Genomic DNA, 18,521 nt, shown 5'->3' with positions numbered 1-18,521 from the left:
TTTTAATCATGCTTCTGCACCATTGTTACGGGCATCTAAAAATCTGATAAAGTTTTCTTCATTTAATGGTTTTGAATAATAATATCCCTGAAGAAAATCTCCACCCATTCTTCTAAGTATCTCAATGTGCTCCTCCGTTTCTATACCTTCTGCAATTATCTTTTTTCCCTCTCCTCTTATCATTGGCATAAGTTCATTCAAAAATTCATTATCACCACTTGCGTATGACCACAAAAGACTCTTATCAATTTTAACAAAATCAATAGGCATAAGCATTATGCTCGCAATATTTGAATAACCGGTTCCAAAATCATCAAGTGCTATCTTGGCTCCGTTTTCCTTTAACTTAGTAAGAGTTTCTCTTACCGCTTTTTCGTCGGTGAGCCTGCTCTCCGTTATTTCAAAATGAAATCTTTCAAATGGAATACCATATTTTGCGGCAATCTTTTTTAAATCCTGAACAAGATGCTTATCCTGACATTGAATAGGCGAAATATTGATGTTCATATCATTTATTCCCCTGTCAAATATATTGTTGTCAACAGCAAAACGACAGGTCTTTTCAAACATCTGCCTGCTTAACTGTATTATTGTATGATTTATCTCTGCCACATGAATAAAATACTCAGGGTTTATATAATTATGTTTTCCATCTTTTAATCTCGACAAAACTTCAAGAGATGTAATCCTGTTTTTTTCAAAAGAATATATCGGCTGAAAATTTAACTCCAGGGAATTGTCTAGAATAGCCTCCTCAATCCTGTGGGCAACTTCCTTAAATCTCCTCGCTTCCTCAAGAGCTTCCTTTCTAAGATGTATAAGTTCATTTGGCTTGTGGTGCCCTTTATGATCTGACCTCGCATAGTGGATACGCTGAATTATATCTTCGGCATCATCTGAATCATCCGGATATGTCACATAATAATAACTGTACTCATGTGATAACGCCTCTCTCTTGACATTCCACTGATGCGGCATTACCTTAACCACTTTCTCATACAGTTTCTTCGCCATCTCCGTGCTGTCAACAAATACCGCAAATGTTGCTGCACCTATATGATATATGTTTTTATCCTCAGCCTTATAATATAATATTTCAGCAATCTGTCTCTGGACTTCCTGTAAGCTTTCCTCATCGTATATCCTGCATATTGCATGATAATTCTGAACTCTTATAAGAAAACATGACACACTTTCATTGTAATCAATTTTTTCCCTGAGCACTTCCATAAAACCATTAAGATTAAATCTTCCTGTCCTTATGTCAAGATAATAATCAGGACTTTTCATTGAAAAATATAACAAAAATGTACACATATTTGCAACTATCATTGTAATTCCAACACTATTTTTACTAATGCTATCAGCAATCGCTGCCATTGTTATGATAATATCGGTTACAAGTATCATTCTGTATAATTTCTTATCTTTCTTTTTTCCTGACATTTTTGCAACAGCTATCGTCATAAACATTGTTATCAGATACAGCACATTCATTATGTTTCTCGCCATTCCAGAATGAATTATCCCATCACTTCCTATATAAAAATACCACCCTGTCAGTGGACTTGTAACGATTAAAATAGCTGCTGCAAGGAAAATACCATAATTTATAACGGAATAAAAATTTATCACTTTTTTATAATGAAAAATTGACAATACATAACTGTTATAGCATACAATAAATATGATACCTGTCAGATAAACAAATATATTAAGCACACATATATAAATATCCGGTATTTTCCCAACAAAGCCACCGGCATAACACTGTAATGCACTTAAAATCGTATCAACAATAAGAAAGAAAAGAGTTTTCAAAAACTGTCTGTTTCTTCTTATCGGCAGGCTTTCCCTGATAAAATATACCAAAACCAGTATAAACAGCATTACAGCCGTCGCCAGTTCAAAATGTATATTATATATCATTTAAAATTCCCCCTTCCGCTAACTCTGAGAGGAATTTTTCTATACTGTCTTCCGAGATAAATTCTATCATTTTCTCTCCCTGAACATAATCGACATTCATCTTTGTAACCAATTTAAAATCCTCCTGACAACCAACTCCATCCAGACATACTATCCACCCCTTTTTTTTAAACATGCGTATAAGATATATAAGCTGCATACTCTTTTCACTGCAGTATCTGGCCACCAGCTGATGACTTATCTTTACACCCGAAAAAGGCATTTCCATAAGATTTTTAAGATTGCATGCTTTTATTCCAAAGTGATCCCATATAACAGAAACTCCGTATTTTCTGAAATATGCTATGCTTTTTGCAAGAACATCCTCAGGCAGTTCCACACCGATATATACTTCCAAAATTATATTTTCAGGATTTATGCCATATTCTCTTATATAACTCATAAATTCTTCACATATTGCTTCTGATACTATATGAAATCCGGCTACATTTACCCTGATATGACTGATTCCCTTTTCAAAAAGTTTTTCCCTTTTGGTAAACTTTAATATATTTTTTAAGAACATTATATTTACATCTCTGCTGCAGCCTATTTCTCTTGACATCTCCCAGACTTCCTCTATAGAAATTCTTCTGTCACCTGTCTTAATGACCGGATTTATCTCAAGTCCGTTTACCTCTTTTTTGCTAACATCATATACCGGCATACATTCAAGCTTACATTCATCATTCTCAAGCATCGACCTTATAAGTCTTATATTCTCAAGCTCTCTTTCTATCCTTTCCTTTACCTCACCATCATATAAGACAACTTCCCTGTCTAATGAATCCTCTGTTGCAATTTTTTTCATACTGAGGATAATTCGCAAAAAATCAGATAACGAATATTGTGAATCAACATTCCCCACAATGTAAAATTTATAATACATACTTATATTTTTATCATTTATCCTTATTGTCCCGGGAAGTTCATACTTGAGTTCATCATAAATTCTTTTGACATCTTTTTTGTTTTTTACTACTATTACATATTCATAACTGTGTATATGATAAACATTGTGCCGTCCACCAAATTTTCTGAGTAGTTCACCCAGAATAGCATGAACCTGGTTTATCTCATCCTCAAGACAGTAATTTGACATATTCTGCATACTGCTTGCACACACTGAAATACAATAAAAACTTTTATTATATTTTATTTTTTCCTCTATAACCTTCTTAAATCCTGCCATTGAGAAACAGCCGCTTGCACTCACAATATACATATCTACATTGTGTCTGATAAGGTAATATATTATGATTACTGCCGCCACACAATAATATATGAGCATAAGCTTCTTTTTCGGAAGATAATATAATCCTAAGAAACATATTATTACGATATTCCATGTCTGCATAAAGATATACTGTTTTATTCCAAGCTTTTTTCTTGTTTTAGTAAGTGCATAAATACCTGAAAGAACATAAAATATTATAACAACTGAAAACAATCTCAATGAATTTTCTTTATAATATATGATTCCGTTTCTGACATAAAAGATTTTTTTATTATAAATCGAAGCAAATACCGCCACCATCGTAATAACTGCAGGTATAAACATTATGACGGCCACTTTTCTTTTTAAAAATGTAAGAGATAATGTCTGTGCAAGATAATACAGCCAGAATAATACTGATGCCACTATAACCCCTGCAAAAGAAAATGCCGTAAGTATGACGCTGACACTGTTTGAAAGCCTTATAAGTCCACTTTCTCCAAGTCTCTTTACCAACTCTATGGTGACTACTCCAAGTAATATATGCAACAGATCTGAAAAGAACCTGTTCCTGTATAACGGCAGCCAGTTTTTATAATGATAAAAAAAGGTTACCAGTCCTATCAAAAATAAAGCTACGATTTCATACGCATAGATATAATTTATCATTTTTTCCACAACTCTCCATTGTATAATGTATAACGGTCTTTACCCGTATTTTTTGAATGATATAGTGCTGAATCTGCCTTTTTATATATCGTTTCAAAATCATTTCCATCCTTTGGTGCAACCGAAACCCCTATACTGCTCGTTATATTGACAACATTTACCCCATCCGTATAACTTCGCTGATTTGCCTTTTTAACCTGTTCAGCCTTTTTTATGATATACTCCTTAAGGCTCTCATCGTCAAAGGCATCGTACACTGAACAGACGGCAAACTCATCACCTCCAAGCCTTCCTACTAAGGCATCATTCTTGAAGATTTTGCTAAGCTCTGCCCCTGTGTCAGCTATTGCTTTGTCACCATATATGTGTCCTAAAGTGTCATTGACATTTTTGAAATTATCAAGGTCTACCATATAAAATATATAGTACCTGTCTGATTTATTTTCATTGAGAAGCAATCCCATCTTTTCTTCTATCGTCTTTTTGTTTAAAACACCTGTAAGCATATCATTTTCTGCTCTCTGAACAAGATTTTTCTCCATTGTGATCTGCTTTGAAGCATCCATAAGTTTACCTATGAAACATTTTGGGGAACCATTATCCTCTCTCTCCACAAAGCCTGACACCCTGTACCAGTCATATTCGCCGTTCCTGTTGAGCACTCTGACTTCAGATGTAAAGAAATCCTCTTTACTCTCAAAAAATTTTCTTAATCTGCTCCTTATAGATAAATCGTCAGGATGAATATAATCATAAACATCATATATAGCTTCACCCATCAGCGGTTTTGTTCCTTTATCAATGATTATCCCAAATTTATCTTTTAGTTCAAATTTTTTAGGATTAAAATAATATTGGAATATTATAGTCTTGTCAATTTTACTGACTGCATCGTAAATCTTCTCAATATCCAATAACTTTTCCCTGCTTTTTACCGCAAATATAAGCAACGTCATAATGCATATCAGATTAACTAAAAGTATCTTGATAAAGTTCATGCTTTTGCTTGTGATAAAAAACTCCGACAAATTATTTCTGCTGCCTTTTGATACAAACATAAACGACCAATTATTTATACGTGTTGGAGCCGTGGTCACTATATAGTTGTATTTGTTATGCCTGAATAAAAAATCTGTCTCTCTTGCGTTCCTTATGCTTGTTCTCACTCCACTGTTGTCAATTCCTCCATATACCTTACATTCATTTAGATATGTAAAAATATTTGTATCTGCCGATATTTCAAGTTTTGAGCTGACATTCGTATCTGCAAGCACATCCCCACTGTCGGATACAATGATTACACTGCCATATTTTGTTATTCCTGAAGCAATAAGTTTATTCTTCAAATCACGAAGAAGCATTGAGCCTACGATTACTGCCCTGACTTTATTTTTATATATAACCGGTGCAAATATGTTTATCTCATCATTTCCCTCATAATTTATCGTTATCTCATCAGCCACATTTGCTTTTTTATCAAGTGCTTTTTCAAATCCCTCGCTGTTGCTCACGGACTTATAAAGGCAGTTTCCGTATAATCTTATACCGTTTATATCAAGTATGGATATATCATCAAAATAACCATTAAGCTCTTCAAATACGGCTGCAAGTTCTCCTCTGTTACTAAGATCCTGTTCGGAAATCCTCTCAGCAAGTAGCTCCATATTGGAAATTCTTTCACTAAATATCTCTTCAAAATAAGCTTTTCCAATACATGCATTGCTATTTACAACCTTTTTTATATTGCTTACATTATTTCCTCTAAGTTCTCTGCCAAAGCATACTACCGTGAAAATCCCACTTAATACAGATATAATCAACAGCAGATAACATATTTTTTTTAAATTTATCATCTTATTTTTTTTCATAATCCTGTGCCTCATTTACTTCCGTAAACTCCATACCTCTAAATGTATGTATTCTCCATTTTTTTAACAAAAACCATCTTTATAATATCACAATCTCTTCTATATCGCAATTCTTTGTATCGTTTTTGTAACAGTTCAGCCCCAAAAAAGATAAGTCAATAATACATGAGCTTGCTCAATGTATTATTGACTTGTTTTTTGGGGCGGAATAGCCTTTCATTTATGAAATGAAATAAACACAAGCTGCATAACAGCGACTGACAGCTTGCTGGCAGGTTTACGAATGTAATAAATGAGGGGCTGAACTGTTACTTTTTATGATAATGGCAAAGAAGGCAAATCCAGTGTTTTGCTAACAGAAATTGCTTCGCAATTCTCGTTGGCATCCACACTATATTACGAGTATTTTCCTATGCAGCAAAAAAACGGAGCAGTTATATCTCTGCTCCGTTTTTTCAAGTCAGCATATCGCCGCTCATTATTTTTCAGCAAGTCCGCCAGTCATCTCTTTTACATAATCATAGATATACTTTCCTGCATCTCCGCCGTATTTTGCAACTATCTTTATGATGGCACTTCCGACTATCGCTCCGTCTGCTATCTTTGTATATTTATTTACCTGTTCAGGTGTGTTTATTCCAAAGCCGACTGCTGCCGGTGTGTCTGTCACTTCTTTTACTGACTTTACAATGCTTTCAATATCCGTCTTTATCTCGCTTCTGACACCTGTTACGCCAAGTGAGGATACGACATATATAAAGCCCTTTGCTTCTTTTGCTATCATCTGAATACGCTTTTCTGAGGTAGGTGCTATCATTGATATAAGATACATTCCGTATTTTTCCGCTATCGGTGCAAGTTCATCTTTTTCCTCGTATGGAATATCAGGTATTATAAGTCCGTCTATTCCTATCTCCTGACATTTTGCACAAAATCTCTCATAACCGTACTTGTAAAGTGAGTTTGCGTACCCCATAAATACAAGAGGTATATCCGTTTTTTTACGAAGTGAGCTTACCATATCAAAAATCTTGTCTGTAGTGCAGCCACCTGAAAGCGACCTTATATTAGCTTCCTGTATAACCGGTCCTTCTGCTATCGGGTCTGAAAACGGAATTCCTATCTCAACAAGTGCAGCTCCCGCCTTTTCCATCTCAAGGATAAACTCCTCAGTCTTTTCAAGATTTGGATCTCCCGCCGTTATAAATGGTATAAATGCTTTTTTATCTTCAAATGCCTTACTTATTCTATTCATGTAAATCAATCCCCCTGTATCTTGCTATTGCTGCCACATCCTTGTCTCCTCGTCCTGAAAGACAACAGATGATTATCTGGTCTTTATCCATCTTCGGTGCTATCTTCATAACATGGGCTACTGCGTGTGAGCTCTCGATAGCTGCGATTATTCCCTCTTCTTTTGCAATATATTCAAATGCGTTTACCGCTTCCTCATCTGTCACCGGAACATATTCTGCCCTGCCTATATCTTTAAGATATGCGTGCTCAGGTCCTACTCCCGGATAATCAAGTCCGGCTGAGATTGAATATACAGGTGCTATCTGACCATATTCATCCTGACAGAAATAAGATTTCATACCGTGGAAGATTCCCTCTGTACCGGTTGCCATTGTTGCGGCTGTCTTGTCAGTGTCAACTCCAAGTCCTGCTGCTTCGCATCCGATAAGTTTTACATCTTTATCATTGATAAATTCATAGAACATTCCCATAGAATTGCTTCCGCCGCCGACACAAGCCATTACCACATCAGGAAGTCTGCCCTCTTTTTCAAGTATCTGTGCTCTCGCTTCACGGCTTATGACACTTTGGAAATCCCTTACTATTGTAGGGAACGGATGTGGTCCCATAACCGAACCGAGTACATAGAGCGTATCGTCAATTCTGTTAGTCCACTCTCTCATACACTCGTTTACTGCATCTTTAAGTGTCTTAGTACCGGTCTCAACAGGGTGTACCTTAGCACCGAGAAGCTCCATACGATATACATTGAGAGCCTGACGAATAGTATCTTCCTTACCCATGTATATCTCACATTCAAGGTCGAGAAGTGCTGCTGCTGTAGCTGTTGCAACACCATGCTGGCCTGCTCCTGTCTCTGCGATAATCCTTGTCTTTCCCATCTTCTTTGCGAGAAGTGCCTGACCGAGTACATTATTTATCTTGTGAGAACCTGTATGGTTTAAATCCTCTCTCTTAAAATAAATCTTTGCTCCGCCTAAATCCCTTGTCATCTTCTCTGCATAGTAAAGAAGTGAAGGTCTGCCCGCATATTCTTTGAGAAGTGTGTCGAGTTCTTTATTAAACTGCTCATCTTTCTTGTAAAATTCATATGCTTCTTCAAGTTTCTGTATCTCGTTCATAAGTGTTTCAGGTATGTACTGCCCTCCATGAACACCAAATCTTCCCTTACTCATTCTGTTTATCCTCCATAATCTGACTACATCATTAAGTTATATTCTCATCATAACCGCAATCATAAAATAATGTTACGAATTGCCACATCTATACACATTTTGCAAACACTTCAAATTTTCTTTCAGCATTTATCAAATCTGTCCTGCTTTTATAAGTGACTTTAAAGTCTCAATGCGGCTCTCTCCGGCACGCATCATAGTCTCACCGATAAGCACACCGTCAACTTTTCCCTGTGCAAGCTCTCTTATCTCTTTCTCACCTTTTATCCCACTCTCTGAAACAAAAGTAATATTATCCGGCACGAGATTTCTAAGTCTGAGACTGTTATTTATATCAACAGTAAAATTTCTTAAATCCCTGTTGTTTACACCGATAAGTCTTGCTCCCGCTTTGACCGCTCTATTAACTTCTTCTTCGTCATGCGTTTCAACAAGGGCACTGAGTCCAAGTTTATCTGCTGTCTGCATATATTTTTTAAGGCTATCATCATCAAGTATCGCACATATGAGAAGCACCGCATCAGCTCCGATAACCTTTGCTTCATATATCATATACTCGTCAACGGTAAAATCCTTTCTTATTATAGGAATATCTACCGCAGCCCTTATCTCTTTTAAATATTCGTTGCTGCCCATAAACCAATACGGCTCAGTCAGTACTGATATGGCACTCGCACCGCCTTTTTCATATTCCTTTGCTATCTCGACATAAGGAAAATCCCCGGCTATAAGTCCTTTAGACGGTGAAGCCTTTTTCACTTCACATATAAATGAAAGACTTCCCTCTTTAATCGCATTTTCAAACGGAAAACCAGTTTCAGTGTTAAGACTTTCGGCTTGTTGTTTCATTTCTTCAAGAGAAACTTTATTTTTCTCCTCGGCTACACGCTCCCTTGTCTTTGCCGCAATTTCTTCTAATATGTTCAATGTTTTCTCCATTTCTATTTGTTGCTGTCCTCTATAAACTGTTCAAGTTTTGCCTTAGCTTTTCCGCTTGTTATCATTTCTTTTGCTTTTTCAATTCCCTGCTCTATTGTAATTCCGTCTGTTGCGATATAGATAGCCGCTCCGGCATTAAGTAATACCGCATCCATCTTTGGTCCCTCAACTCCGTCAAGAATTTCTCTTGCTATCTGTGCATTTGCAGCAGGTTCTCCACCGACAAGGTCCTCTTTCTTGCAGCGTGTAAATCCAAACTGCTCCGGTGTTATCTCATAACTCTTAACCTCACCGTCTCTGTACTCACAAACTTTTGTCGGTGCTGAAAGTGAAATCTCATCAAGACAATCCATTCCATAAACTACCATAAGTTTTTTAAGTCCGAGATTTTTAAGTACATGAGCAAGCGGCTCCACAAGTTTTTCATCATATACACCCATAAGCTGCATATTTGCCCTTGCCGGATTTGAGAGTGGACCGAGTACATTAAACATTGTGCGTATTCCCATCTCTTTTCTGACTGCACCTACAAAACGCATTGCAGGATGATATTTCTGTGCAAATAAGAAGCATATTCCATCCTCTTTCAAAAGTTTTTCGCTGTGCTCCGGCTCAATATCAATCTTAACTCCAAGTGCCTCAAGACAATCAGCAGTTCCGCATTTGCTGGATGCTGCCCTGTTTCCATGCTTTGCAACATGAACTCCTGCTGCTGCGGCTACGATTGCAGAAAGTGTAGATATATTAAATGAATTTGCCTTATCTCCGCCCGTTCCTACAATCTCAAGAGCATCACCCTCATTGTTAAAAGGTGTACATTTTGATGACATTACCTTTGCTGCCGCTGTTATCTCGTCGATAGTTTCACCTTTTATCGAAAGAGCAGTAAGAAATGATGCTTTCTGTGCGTCAGTTGCTTCCCCCGTCATAATCTCTTCCATTACCTGTGTCATAACCTCGTCAGTAAGGTCTTTGCCGTTTACAAGTGTATTTATTGCTTCTTTTATCATGTTCAAACCCTCCATTTTTATATTAATATCTTAATATTTCCATACAACATCTACAAAATGAGTTTTGTCATATCATAATGTTGCCTTTATAATCATCCTGCCTATATCTAATACTATATGTAACTAAATCGTTACTCAAAGAAATTCTCTAACATTTTCATGCCGTCAGGTGTCATTATTGATTCTGGATGGAACTGAACACCATATATTTCATAATCCCTGTGCTTTACCGCCATTACCTCACCGTCATCTGTGACCGCCGTTACAATAAGCTCATCAGGTATTGTATCTTTTTTTGCGATAAGCGAATGGTATCTCGCCACCTTTGCCCTGTCACCTATCTCCCTAAAAATCTTACAGTCCTCATCAAGTTTAACCTCTGACTGCTTACCGTGCATAAGTTTAGGTGCATATGTAACTTCTGCTCCAAATGTCTCACATATTGCCTGATGACCGAGACAAACACCAAGAATAGGTATCTTTCCTTTAAAATATTGTATAACATCCTCACATACTCCCGCATCAGCCGGCTTTCCGGGGCCGGGTGATATAATAATATGACTCGGTGCAAGTTTTTCAATCTCACTTACCGTCAGCTCATCATTTCTTATCACCTTAGTATCTGGATTTATCGTTCCCACAAACTGAAACAGATTGTAGGAGAAACTGTCATAATTATCTATAAGTAATATCATATAAGCCTCCTTTTATATACTTTCCTGTCCCATTGAAACTGCGTTCATAACTGCTTTTGCCTTATTAATACATTCGTTGTACTCGCTTTCAGGTACACTGTCTGCAACAATTCCCGCACCTGAACGAACAAAAACTTTTCCATTTTTCTTAAATGCCGTTCTTATTGCAATACAGGTATCAAGATTTCCCGTAAAGTCAATGTAACCTATCGCACCACCATAAATTCCACGCTTGTTATTTTCAAGTTCATTTATTATCTCCATCGCACGGATTTTGGGTGCTCCAGAAAGTGTTCCTGCCGGAAGTACCGCATCTACGGCATCAAGACTTGTTTTGTCATCCCTTATCTCACCTTTAACCGTTGAACCAATGTGCATTACATGGGAATATCTCAAAATATCCATATAATTTTCTACTTCAACCGTACCGAATTTGCTTATCTTTCCTATATCGTTTCTTCCGAGGTCAACAAGCATATTATGTTCGGCTCTCTCTTTCTCATCGGTAAGAAGGATTTTTTCAAGTTCATCATCCTCCTCTTTATTCTTTCCCCTAGGCTTTGTGCCTGCAAGTGGAAATGTATGGAGTACACCGTCCTCAAGTTTTACAAGCGTTTCCGGTGAAGCACCCGCCACCTCTATATCATCACTGCTAAAGTAGAACATATAAGGTGATGGATTTATCGTTCTGAGCACTCTGTAAGCATTAAGCAGGCTTCCCTCATAATCAGCCTCAAGCCTGTTTGAAAGCACAACCTGGAAAATATCTCCTTCATATATATAATGCTTTGCTTTTTCAACCATCTCACAATACTCTTTTTCGGTAAAGAGAGGTCTGAACTCTGATGTAATCTTTCCCGGATTAACCTCGACCATCTCTCCCGTTCTTACAAGCTCTATTATCTTATTTATCTCATCAACACATCTGTCATAATCTTCTCTTAAATTTTCAGTCCTTGCATTTGCGATAACGATTATCTTCTGGCTGAAATTGTCAAATGCGATAACCTTGTCAAAAAGCATCAGGTCAACATCTTTGAAGCCCTCCTCGTCATTCGCATCAAGATTTAATTTAGGCTCACTGTATTTTATGTAATCATATGAGAAGTAACCCACCAGACCGCCTGTAAATGTAGGAAGTTCTTTTATCTTAGGACTTGTGTATTCCTTTAATATTTCTTTTATCTTCTCACCCGGATGTTTAACTTCACTTACTTTGGTCTTTCCATTCTTAACCGTCATCACTCCGTTAGTGCAGGTAATCTCTAACTTCGGATCGTATCCGAGGAATGTATATCTTCCCCATTTTTCCTGATTTTCCACACTCTCTAACATATAGCAGTGTGAACTTACGCCTTTCAGGATACGAAGCACCTGCATCGGTGTTCTTATGTCTGACATAATTTCCATGCTTATAGGTACAACTTTGTACCCTTTCGATAATTCTTTTGCTTCTTCAAATGTTATCATGCTTTGCCTCCTTAATAGCTTTCTAAATGAATCAGGTAATTGCGAAACTGATTATATGTTGTGTTAATTGTAAAATGGCAGGATATAATAAACTTTTGTTTACCTTGAATGAACCGGCTCGAAAACTGAAGTTTTCTCGCTGTGGTTTCACTTTTTTTCTTACAGTACACTTTTGTTTACCTTGAATGAACCAGCTCGAAAACATAGTTTTCTCGCTGTGGTTTCACTCACCTAAACTCTTATAAAAAATACTTTGTATGTAAACATACAGTAGTTTTTTATAAGAGTTTAGGTTCATTCAAGGTAAACAAAAAGTCCTTGAACATTATCATACTTATATAATAATGTTCAAGGACGGTTATACAATAATAATATACCGCGGTGCCACCTTGTTTTATGGTCTGCCCACACTCTTAGCGAAATACCAACATATTCCCGGCAACTAACGCATGCCTGCGCGTCATAGAATACTCGGAATAAAATTCCTTTGACTATGCCCTCAGTGGTCCATTTAATAAACAGCTTTCTGCGGGTTCTCAGCATCCCCTGCTCTCTGTAAGCGCCTCTTTTATTTTTATCTCCACTTCAACAGTTTCAATTTATTTAACTGGTTAAAAGTATATACCCTTGCAAAATGATTTGTCAAGGATTTTTTATCCAAATCTTTTATATCTGAAAACAAACTGCAACAGATTTTGGCAATGCTTCTCATCCTTAATTGCCGTCTATCAACACCTCTTTACTTTTAAACGCAAATCCGTAATGATGTATGTTTTCCTCTTTTACTCCACGGTTTATCAGTTCTGCATCATAATTCTTTTCTTCTATCTGTTTTAGTGCAGCTTCAACAGTTTCTTCAAGTGAGTTCTCTTTTCTTGGATTTATCACTTTAAATTCTATAACTATTCCCGGATATTTTTGAGTCTGTTTGTCTTTTGGTTCAAGCATTATATCATAGCGTCCGAAACCGCTCTCACGGTTTGAAGTTATAATATAGTTTTCTGACTGGTCTACCATAAGCCCTAAAACAAATCCATGGAAAAAGTTTTCAGGTGCTTTTTTCTCAGATGTATGTTTTCCTGTATCAAATGAACTGAATGTGCGTAATGCAACATCATTCATATACTCATTCATGCTCTCTATATCTCCACTTATAAGTGCCTTTATGAATTCATTTGTTTCACTTTTTGCAGGACTGAACCAGCGGAGTATCATTTTTTTGAACATAAATAATATCTCACGGTTTGTCAGAGCAAGTTCATACTCATTATCACTTTCTCTTATAAGATTTAATTCTTCTGACGAAACAACTTTCAAATAACCGCTTGCAAGCATAAGGCTCCATACGGCATCCTCCGAATAATCAAGTTCTGAAAATACTATCTGTTCATCTATCGGCACATTGATTGTTGAGCCATTTATAAGTTCTTCAACCATCATTTTTATATTTGAACTTCCCTTTTGCACTAAGCTGTTTATCAAACCATTTGAACTTGACTCCGCCCAATACAATGCTATTTTTTTCTTATCCAGACAATTTATTATCGACCACGGATTATAAATATCATTTTTACTGCCAAATCTAAAACCGTCATACCATATCTTAACATCGTTTTTTTTGTCAGAAAGTCCCTGTTCATCTAATGCCTTAAACACTTCTTCTTCTGTAAATCCAAATGCAGTTTCATACTTTGGAGTCAGTGTCGTAACTACCTCAAGATTGTTCAAATCAGAAAAAATACTCTCTTTAGACATAGTCTCGGCTTTAGCCGAGCCATTAGAAGTTTGCTTAGCAAACTTCCTAACAGCTGAATATTCAGCTGTTGTTATACCGGTCATTATCGCTCGCTCTAAATACGGATTTGTCTTAAATGTTGAATTAAAAAGGCTTCTTGTAAAAGCAACAAGTTCTTCCCAATATCCATTTACATATGCCTCCTGCATCGGAGTGTCATATTCATCTAGAAGAATTATAACCTTTTTTCCATAGTATCTGCTTAAAAACAGTGAGAGATTATTTAAAGCCCTATATACAGTTTCATTTGCAATTTCTTTATCTACACTTATATTGTTTGCATATCTGTCAAAACTTTCAAATATTTCTTTTTCAGCATCCGATAATACATCACTGTCTAAAAGATAACTATGACTTCTGAAAGCACCGTTTATAACTGCTACTATATCATTTTTTGTATCTGTAAAATTATTCGATTTAATGCTGGCAAAACTCAGAAATATAACCGGATATGTTCCCTGTATCTCACGATATTTCCCATCTTTCCATATCTCAAGTTTCTCAAATAACTCCCCTCTGTCCGCATACTTATTTGAAAAAAAACAGTTCAGCATACTCATGTTTAATGTTTTTCCAAAACGGCGTGGTCTTGTTATAAGTGTAACCTCATCTTCACTCTCCCACCATTCTTTTATAAAACCTGTTTTGTCTACATAAAAACAGTTTCTCTGTATCATTTTCTCAAAGTCCTGAGTTCCTATACTTACCGTTCTTGCCATATCCATCCTCCTGCTATATTATATGTGCTCTCGTTGTAAACTCCTGTTATTTTCTATTGTATTATTTAGCTACATTCTAACATTGAAGTGTTTTTCTGTAAAGAAAAACAAGCCACTCTGAAGTGCTCAAAATAGCTTGTTTTTATCTTTCTCCCTTATCTATAATGTCATGGCAATTTTATTTTCTCTGCTTTTTCTCATAGGATGCAGTATAAATACAAATGCAAATGCGAGCAAGCCGATTATTCCGACAATTACTCCCTGATAAAATCCTGGTGATACATATTTCATTGTTATGGTATGCTTTCCTGATGAACAGTCAAATTTGATAAATGAGCCTGCATATTTTGTATAGTCTGCTTTTTCCCCATCAATATATATTGTCCACCCCTCATCATATGGAATAGAAGTCATAATTTGATTTTGCCCATTATCCAATATTATCTCACCTGAAATACTATTGCCATTTTGCTTTTTTATTTTCAAACCGTGCTTTTGCAATGAAGCCGTTGTATTTTTAAGTGCCGCCACATCCAATTGTACAATATCCGTAAATGTCTGTGAGTAAGTATTTCCGTCATCAGCAGCCACTACCTGAACAGTCACCGTCTGTCCTGTGGTAAAATCGCCAAGATAAAGTGCACCTGTTTTTCGTTCTGAAAAATAATCACTTATGCGGTTGTTGTTTACATAAACATCCGCATAGCCTGCATTTGACTGCATATATAAATACATAGGATTATCTGAAACTGCCTGTATGCTATAAGTCCATGTATTTGCAGTGTCCTGTGTAACACTAAACTTACAGCCTGTAAAATAATTTACAGAAGTTCCGGTAACAGATGAAAGGTAATTGTTCTGATTTGCAAAAATTCCCGGCTGATTTAAATCAGGTTCAGTACATTTATCTGATACAGCATACACAAAAGGAAGTGCCATGTCATTTTTATAACTGCTTCCGCCTTCTGCTGTAGTATCAAGCTGCGTATAGCATGATGCCGGCATTGTTTCATCACTTATCGTATATTTACATCCAAATATACTATCTGTAAGCGGAGTTGACGAATATCCTGAATTCCAAAAATAACTCTGACCAAGACCAAGTTTAGGTATAAGATTATTTATATATGCATTAAATGCTGATGAATAATGTGTCATGCCATGATAACCAAGAAGCATTGCATCATTTTTTGAATAATCATATCGCTGGTTTATTCTGTATAAATCATTGTCATTCTTTTTTATACCATCAATCAACGGTTTTGTCTTCCTTATAAACGATGTGTATTCTTCCATTTCGCCATAGCCAAATTCATTTCCAAGTCCCTTTATAAGAATTGCACCATTATTTGCCATTTCAAGTAAAACACCAACAATTATAATAAATGCAGCTATTTTATACACATATTTTGGTATAATTTCCAGCAAATGCATTTTCAACTTTGCCTGACTTAAATCAATTGATATAAGTGTACGAAGTGCCATATAAATCAATGTAAAGCTAAACAAAAAAGCATACCTGTATGGAAACCAGTTTGGATATTGAAATCCGTGCCACACCTTGTCAAGTCCAACAAAATAAAAGCTCAATAAAAACAGGCATATCAATAGTATCATACCGATTTTTTCTCTGATATTTATATTTTTCATAAAGAAAAATAACGCTGCAAAAATAATTATCACGAAGCCGCAATATATTGCCGGAAGTCCTGTATTCGTAATACTGTCATATTTTCCATATAAGAACTTGGTAAATATTTTTGCAAACACAAAGTTTGTACTTTCAGCAGGTTCATAACCTGTATATACATCTGAAAGTTTTCCTGACATTAAATCCTTTAAAGAAGCTAATAGCAGTGGTGCAGCCAATGCAACAGACATAAGGCTTGTCATTATAAAATGTATCAAAATTGACAGCTCTTTTTTTATGTTTCTTTTTGAAATATCATATTGACTTACGATTTTTATAATAAAATAAAGTCCGGTAAAAATAGCAACCATATATCCGGTATAATAATTACTTATAAACAATAAAGTAAGACACAGAACATACTGAAGTCCCTTTGAACCATCAAATATTTTTTCAAGCCCCATAAGTATAAGCGGCAAAAAAATAACTGCATCCAGCCACATGATACTTAGCGAATATACCATTGTATATGACATAAAAGCATAACATATTGATGGAATTATTAAGCATATATTTAATATTTTTGACTTTGCATTATACTTGTCAAAAAGATATTTAGCATATATACAAAAACTGATACCACATAGTCCAATTTTTAAACATGTGAGAAACTCAATGGCAACAGGCATCTTTTCAACTGAAAAAAGCAATGTTAAAAAAGAAAACGGACTTGCAATATAATAAGCAAAAACACCTATATAATTTCCTCCCATAGAGCGTGACCATGAAAAAAATATTGAATCTTCTCCTCTTATAATATTTCTAAGAGAAGTTATAAATTCAACATACTGATTTTTCATATCCATTATAAGCATTGATTTTGTACCAAACGGATAAAAACCATTATTTTTCAAAATATAAAGCATCATTAATTCTGCCAATATAAACACACTTATAAACATAGGAAAATCTTTGTATATTTTCCCTGATTTCACAGTTTGAACTTTCATTGAATATCCTCTCATTTCATTAATAATTTTAAATAATAAACATGTTTGGCATATCAATTTTTATGCCATTCTTATTTACATCATCAGCCAGCCGGCATCACCGATTGTGAATATACGGCTGACCGTAAACATAAATCATTTTATTTTTTCTATATCATCTAAGCTGCTTTCTGAAACTATATAATGCGGTCTGTTTTTCACCTCTGAATAAGTCTTAGATATATATTGTCCCATAATTCCCATACAAAAAAGCTGTATGCCGCCTATCAAGGTTATGATACACACTGTAGATGCCCAGCCTGCAACAGGATCTCCAAATATAAGTTTACGAATAACAATAAAAATGATTGCGAAGAAATCTATAACTGTCATAAAAATACCAAACCACGATGCGATATTTAATGGAACATTTGAAAAATTGATAATTCCCTCAATAGCATATTTAAACAACTTCCAAAAGCTCCACTTAGTTTCTCCTGCAATGCGTTCATGATTTTCAAAAGGTAACCAATATGTTTTAAATCCTATCCAGCCAAAAATGCCTTTTGAAAAACGATTATATTCTGACATTGATACTATAACATCAACCATTTCCTTCTTCATAAGTCTGAAATCACGAGCACCATCAACTATATTGGCATCAGATATACGATTTATCAATTTGTAAAACTGTCTTGCGAAAAAACTCTTGATTGCAGGCTCGCCTTTTCGTGAAATACGCCTTGTAGCAACACTGTCATATCCATCCTCCTTTATAAGCCGGAGCATTTCAGGCAGCAATGCCGGGGGATCTTGTAAGTCAGCATCCATTACCGCAATATATTTACCATGTGCATTGCAAAAACCTGCATACATCGCACTTTCTTTGCCAAAATTTCTTGAAAATGAAATATATCGTATATGCGGATCATTTTCTGATGCTGCTTTTAAAATCTCAAGAGTATTGTCAGAAGATCCATCATCTACAAAAAGTAATTCGTATGTACAGCCCATCGTTTTCATTGTTTTGTTTATTTCATTGAAGAAAACAGGAAGCGACTCCTGCTCATTATAACATGGTACAATCAATGAAATTTCATTAAGGATATAAGTTTTCAAAA

General features: G+C 35.7%; 12 protein-coding genes. All 12 read right to left on the bottom strand.

The window, feature by feature from the left end; translation table 11 throughout:
• Positions 1–6: 6 nt before the first annotated feature.
• Entirely contained in the window at positions 7–1,929 is a 1,923-nt protein-coding gene (locus tag DW721_RS07880; RefSeq protein WP_118745409.1) for an EAL domain-containing protein, read from the bottom strand.
• Positions 1,919–3,853 (bottom strand): EAL domain-containing protein, encoded by a 1,935-nt coding sequence (locus DW721_RS07875; protein WP_118745408.1) that lies wholly within the window; start codon positions 3,851–3,853, stop codon positions 1,919–1,921. The genes DW721_RS07880 and DW721_RS07875 overlap by 11 nt, the downstream gene beginning before the upstream one ends.
• Positions 3,850–5,721: a diguanylate cyclase gene (locus DW721_RS07870; protein ID WP_182436263.1), complete on the bottom strand. Its 1,872-nt coding sequence runs from the start codon at positions 5,719–5,721 to the stop codon at positions 3,850–3,852. The genes DW721_RS07875 and DW721_RS07870 overlap by 4 nt, the downstream gene beginning before the upstream one ends.
• A gap of 478 nt (positions 5,722–6,199) precedes the next feature.
• Complete coding sequence (trpA, locus tag DW721_RS07865; RefSeq protein WP_118745406.1) at positions 6,200–6,976, bottom strand: tryptophan synthase subunit alpha; 777 nt, start codon at positions 6,974–6,976, stop codon at positions 6,200–6,202.
• Positions 6,969–8,153 (bottom strand): tryptophan synthase subunit beta, encoded by a 1,185-nt coding sequence (gene trpB, locus DW721_RS07860; protein WP_118745405.1) that lies wholly within the window; start codon positions 8,151–8,153, stop codon positions 6,969–6,971. Before trpB ends, trpA begins: the two co-directional genes overlap by 8 nt.
• 132 nt (positions 8,154–8,285) lie before the next feature.
• Positions 8,286–9,092 (bottom strand): indole-3-glycerol phosphate synthase TrpC, encoded by an 807-nt coding sequence (trpC, locus tag DW721_RS07855; RefSeq protein WP_118745404.1) that lies wholly within the window; start codon positions 9,090–9,092, stop codon positions 8,286–8,288.
• A gap of 2 nt (positions 9,093–9,094) precedes the next feature.
• Positions 9,095–10,102, bottom strand: coding sequence for an anthranilate phosphoribosyltransferase (trpD, locus tag DW721_RS07850; protein WP_118745403.1), 1,008 nt, complete (start codon positions 10,100–10,102; stop codon positions 9,095–9,097).
• 131 nt (positions 10,103–10,233) lie between these two features.
• Positions 10,234–10,797 carry an aminodeoxychorismate/anthranilate synthase component II gene (locus DW721_RS07845; protein WP_118745402.1) on the bottom strand — a complete coding sequence of 188 codons (564 nt, stop codon included), beginning with the start codon at positions 10,795–10,797 and terminating at the stop codon, positions 10,234–10,236.
• Positions 10,798–10,809: 12 nt separating this feature from the next.
• Positions 10,810–12,267 carry an anthranilate synthase component I gene (trpE, locus tag DW721_RS07840; RefSeq protein ID WP_118745401.1) on the bottom strand — a complete coding sequence of 486 codons (1,458 nt, stop codon included), beginning with the start codon at positions 12,265–12,267 and terminating at the stop codon, positions 10,810–10,812.
• 714 nt (positions 12,268–12,981) lie between these two features.
• On the bottom strand, positions 12,982–14,781 hold the full coding sequence (locus DW721_RS07835; RefSeq protein ID WP_118745400.1) for an AAA family ATPase: 1,800 nt from the start codon (positions 14,779–14,781) through the stop codon (positions 12,982–12,984).
• Between the two features lie 159 nt (positions 14,782–14,940).
• A complete protein-coding gene (locus DW721_RS07830; RefSeq protein ID WP_182436262.1) occupies positions 14,941–17,421 on the bottom strand; it encodes a YfhO family protein in 2,481 nt (826 codons plus the stop codon).
• Positions 17,422–17,556: 135 nt separating this feature from the next.
• Positions 17,557–18,519, bottom strand: a complete 963-nt coding sequence (locus DW721_RS07825) for a glycosyltransferase family 2 protein (RefSeq protein ID WP_243035972.1) — start codon at positions 18,517–18,519, stop codon at positions 17,557–17,559.
• Positions 18,520–18,521: the final 2 nt, after the last annotated feature.

Source organism: Clostridium sp. AM27-31LB (assembly GCF_003480745.1).
GTDB classification, from domain to species: Bacteria; Bacillota; Clostridia; order Lachnospirales; family Lachnospiraceae; genus Butyribacter; species Butyribacter intestini.
Note: the sequence above shows the minus strand (reverse complement) of the source record. Positions and strands in the feature narration are given on the sequence as shown.

Coding starts and splice junctions, on each gene's coding strand:
- DW721_RS07880 (WP_118745409.1), bottom strand. CDS start 1,929: ATGATATATAATATACATTTTGAACTGGCGACGGCTGTAATGCTGTTT.
- DW721_RS07875 (WP_118745408.1), bottom strand. CDS start 3,853: ATGATAAATTATATCTATGCGTATGAAATCGTAGCTTTATTTTTGATA.
- DW721_RS07870 (WP_182436263.1), bottom strand. CDS start 5,721: ATGAAAAAAAATAAGATGATAAATTTAAAAAAAATATGTTATCTGCTG.
- trpA (WP_118745406.1), bottom strand. CDS start 6,976: ATGAATAGAATAAGTAAGGCATTTGAAGATAAAAAAGCATTTATACCA.
- trpB (WP_118745405.1), bottom strand. CDS start 8,153: ATGAGTAAGGGAAGATTTGGTGTTCATGGAGGGCAGTACATACCTGAA.
- trpC (WP_118745404.1), bottom strand. CDS start 9,092: ATGGAGAAAACATTGAACATATTAGAAGAAATTGCGGCAAAGACAAGG.
- trpD (WP_118745403.1), bottom strand. CDS start 10,102: ATGATAAAAGAAGCAATAAATACACTTGTAAACGGCAAAGACCTTACT.
- DW721_RS07845 (WP_118745402.1), bottom strand. CDS start 10,797: ATGATATTACTTATAGATAATTATGACAGTTTCTCCTACAATCTGTTT.
- trpE (WP_118745401.1), bottom strand. CDS start 12,267: ATGATAACATTTGAAGAAGCAAAAGAATTATCGAAAGGGTACAAAGTT.
- DW721_RS07835 (WP_118745400.1), bottom strand. CDS start 14,781: ATGGCAAGAACGGTAAGTATAGGAACTCAGGACTTTGAGAAAATGATA.
- DW721_RS07830 (WP_182436262.1), bottom strand. CDS start 17,421: ATGAAAGTTCAAACTGTGAAATCAGGGAAAATATACAAAGATTTTCCT.